This is a genomic window from Pseudomonas sichuanensis, from assembly GCF_003231305.1.
GTDB lineage: Bacteria > Pseudomonadota > Gammaproteobacteria > Pseudomonadales > Pseudomonadaceae > Aquipseudomonas > Aquipseudomonas sichuanensis.
Genome location: NZ_QKVM01000108.1, coordinates 1 through 3,967, shown reverse-complemented (window position 1 = coordinate 3,967; position 3,967 = coordinate 1). Strand labels below are relative to the sequence as shown.

The window sequence follows — 3,967 nt, the reverse complement described above, 5'->3', positions numbered from 1 at the left end:
ACAAATGAATGCACATATAAAACTAAAAACCAACAACCAACAATTAACAACTTGCAAATAGATAGCCGAAACTATAGCCAAGACCTTGAAACTTGAAACTTGAAACTAACGATGACCCAGCTCAAACCTCCCGTAACCCCAACGCCCCCACCACCCCACAAGCAATCGCCATCCCCACCAACTCCGCCAAACTCCCCGCCTGCATCCGCTTCATCACCCGCCCCCGATAAAGGTCAATAGTCTTGACGCTAACCCCCAACCGCTCGGCAATCTCCCGATTCCCCAACCCCTGCACCAACGGAATGAACACATCCCGCTCCCGCGGCGTCAGGCTGTCGATCCGCGCCTGCACCTCCTTCACCGCCACATCCCCCCCCTGGGCACGCCCAAGCGCCGCCTGCACACTGTCCAGCAGCAACTGATCGTTATACGGCTTCTCGATGAAATCACAGGCCCCCGCCTTGAACGCCCGCACCACGATCGGCACATCGGCATGCCCGCTGACAAAGATCAACGGCATGTCCACCCCCCGCTGCTGCAACGCCTGCTGCACCGCCAGCCCGCCCATCCCCGGCATGCGCACATCCAGCAACACACAAGCCGGGCCACTACCGTCGCAGGCCTCCAGAAACGCCTGGCCGCTGGTAAACGGCAAGGCCTGCAAGCCCACCGACTCGAGCAACCACACCGTCGAATCGAGCATCCCCGGATCGTCGTCCACCACATACACCTTCGCTTGCACCACCGCCCCCTCCTTCATGTCCGGTTCACCGCCAGCCGGCAACACAACACCAACCCGCCGCCCTCACCCACCCGTGCCCACAGGCTGCCACCCAAGCCTTCGACAATGCTGCGGCTCATGCTCAACCCCAGGCCCAGCCCATCGGCCTTGCTGGTAGTGAAGGGCGTAAAGATCGCCTCCAACTGCTCAGGCGCCACGCCAGGCCCCTGGTCGGCCACCTCCACCAGCAGCCCGTCATCCTGGCGCCAGGCGCCCAGCAGGATACGCGACGGTAGGCCTGCGTGCTGCTCACGGTTGGCGTCGATGGCATTGCGCAGCAGGTTGAGCAGCACCTGCTCCAGCAACACCCGATCGGCATACACCGTCGGCAGCTGCGGCCCCAGCCGCTGTTCGATGCACACCTGCGCCGCACCCGCCTCCCAGGCGCACAGCCTGAGCGCTTCGCTGGCAACCTGGGCGATATCCAGCGCCTGCAGCTGGCGCGGGCCCTTGCGCAGGAAGGCGCGCAGACGGCGGATCACCTCGGCGGCATGGGTGGCCTGCTGGTTGATCCGTTGCAGGCCCTGGGCAACCCGTTCGCGGGCCTGGGGATCGTGCTCCAGGTTGTTCAGGTAGCGCAGGCTGGCATTGCTGTAGTTGAGCACCGCGGCCAGCGGTTGGTTGATCTCGTGGGCGATGCCCGAAGCCAGCTCGCCCAGCGTTGCCACCCGAGCGCTATGGGCCAGGTTTTCCTGAGCCTCGATGCGCAGGGTGATATCGCGGGACACGGCGACGATCTCTACCACCGCACCGGTATAGGTTTCGCGGATCGCCCGGCAGGCGATCTCGAACCAACGGTAGCGGCCATCGGCATGGCGCACGCGGCAGGTCATGGTGTGGTAACCGTCCGCCTCCAGCGCCGCACCGGCCTGCAACAGCGCCTGGCGGCGCTCGCGCGGGTGCAGCAGGCTGCGTGCCGGGCTGCCGCGCAGTTGCTCCGGCCAGACCCCGAGCAGGCGGAAGGCCGCAGGCGTGGCATCGAGGAAGCGCCCGTCCGGGCTGTGCCGGGAAATCAGGTCGGTGGTGTTCTCGGTGATCAGCCGGTATAGCCGCCGTGCCCGGCTAGCCTCACGCTCCCCCTGGCGCTCGCCGCTGGCATCGCGGCAGCGGGCCAGCACCTGTTGCCCGGCGTGATCGGGGATGAAGGTCCACAGCAGGATGCGCTCGCCCACCTGAGCCTCGACCTCGCTTATGGCCCGCCCCTGGCGCAGGCAGGCGCGCACCAGCGCAGCATGGTTGCCCGGTAGCCAACCGGCCAGCGGCGGCCCTTCGGCAATCAGTGCCTGCAAGGCGGCGTTGAGCTGTAGTGGGCTGGCATCGGCCGCCAGCAAAAGGCTCGGTTGCGGGTCCAGGGCGAGCAAGGGAGAGCAAGGGAGAGCAGTCAGGCTTCACGGGCAAAGGCTCTTGTTATAGTAGTTTTACTATATTGCTATAGTCGATCTTCCAGATACCATAGCGGCTCGCGTAAAAAAGCGACAGGGAGGCACGCCCCTCCCACACCCTGATCAGAGCTAACAATCAGCCACCGGGGGTCTAGCGCACGAAGTGTGCCTGCCTCCCCTACAGGAACCGCGCATGTCGATCTTCTCCCAGGGCCTGATGCCCGCACCTGTCAACCACGTCGCCCTCACCCCGCTGAGCTTCATCGAACGCACCGCTGCGGTGTATGGCCAGTACCCGGCCGTGATCCATGGTGCCATCCGCCGTGACTGGCGCGAAACCTATGCCCGTTGCCGACGCCTGGCCAGCGCCCTGCAGGGCCGTGGCGTCGGCCGTGGCGACACGGTGGCGGTGTTGCTGCCGAACATCCCGGCCATGCTCGAAGCGCACTTCGGCGTGCCGATGATCGGCGCGGTGCTCAACACCCTCAACGTGCGCCTGGACGCCGAGGCCATCGCCTTCATGCTGCGCCATGGCGAGGCCAAGGTACTGATCGGCGACCGCGAGTTCCACGGTGTAATCCGCGATGCCCTGGCCCTGCTGGAACACCCGCCGCTGGTGATCGACGTGGACGACCCGGAATACGGCGAGGGCCAGCCGGTCAGCGACCTGGACTACGAAGCCCTGCTCGCCGAAGGCGACCCGGACTTCGCCTGGGAGTGGCCGGAGGACGAATGGCAGGCGATCTCGCTCAACTACACCTCCGGCACCACCGGCAACCCCAAGGGTGTGGTCTATCACCACCGCGGCGCCTACCTCAACGCCATCGGCAACCAGATGACCTGGGCCATGGGCCACCGCCCGGTGTACCTGTGGACCCTGCCGATGTTCCACTGCAACGGCTGGTGCTACCCCTGGACCGTCACCGCGCTGGCCGGCACCCACGTGTTCCTGCGCCGGGTCGACCCGCAGAAAATCCTCACGCTGATCCGCGAACACCGGGTCAGCCACCTGTGCGGCGCGCCGATCGTGCTCAACGCCCTGGTCAACATGCCCGACGCCGCCAAGGCCGCCATCGAGCACCCGGTGCAGGCGATGGTCGCCGGCGCCGCACCGCCGGCCAAGGTGATCGGCGCGGTGGAAGAAATGGGCATCCACATCACCCACACCTACGGCCTGACCGAGGTCTACGGCCCGGTGACCGTGTGTGCCTGGCATGAAGAATGGGACGCGCTGACCCTGGATGAACGGGCGCGGATCAAGTCGCGCCAGGGCGTGCGCTACCCGACCCTGGACGGCCTGATGGTCGCCGACCCGCAAACCCTCGAACCGGTACCGCGCGACGGCAATACCCTGGGTGAGATCTTCATGCGCGGCAACACCGTGATGAAGGGCTACCTGAAGAATCCCGAGGCCACCGCTGAGGCCTTCCGCGGCGGCTGGTTCCACACCGGCGACCTGGCGGTGTGGCATGCCGATGGCTACGTCGAGATCAAGGACCGCCTCAAGGACATCATCATTTCCGGCGGCGAGAACATCTCCACCATCGAGGTCGAGGACGCCCTGTACCGCCACCCGGCCGTGCTCGAGGCCGCCGTGGTGGCGCGCCCCGACGAAAAATGGGGCGAGACGCCCTGCGCCTTCGTCGCCCTCAAGACCGGCCACGGCGGCACCCGCGAAAACGAAATCGTCGCCTGGTGCCGCGAGCACCTGGCCGGGTTCAAGGTGCCGAAGACCGTGGTATTCGGCGAATTGCCCAAGACCAGCACCGGCAAGATCCAGAAGTACGTACTACGCGACCGCGCC

Annotated in this window: 3 protein-coding genes; 1 reads left to right on the top strand and 2 read right to left on the bottom strand. The window is 65.8% G+C overall.

Annotated elements, in window-relative coordinates:
- Positions 1-121: 121 nt before the first annotated feature.
- Both DM373_RS28180 and DM373_RS28175 read right to left on the bottom strand, forming a co-directional pair.
- Positions 122-745: a response regulator transcription factor gene (locus tag DM373_RS28180; protein WP_110996591.1), complete on the bottom strand. Its 624-nt coding sequence runs from the start codon at positions 743-745 to the stop codon at positions 122-124.
- Between the two features lie 11 nt (positions 746-756).
- Complete coding sequence (locus tag DM373_RS28175; protein WP_244215145.1) at positions 757-2,142, bottom strand: sensor histidine kinase; 1,386 nt, start codon at positions 2,140-2,142, stop codon at positions 757-759.
- A gap of 214 nt (positions 2,143-2,356) precedes the next feature.
- Here DM373_RS28175 and DM373_RS28170 point away from each other — a divergent pair.
- A partial coding sequence (locus DM373_RS28170) for an acyl-CoA synthetase (protein ID WP_110996589.1) occupies positions 2,357-3,967 on the top strand: 1,611 nt, incomplete at its 3' end.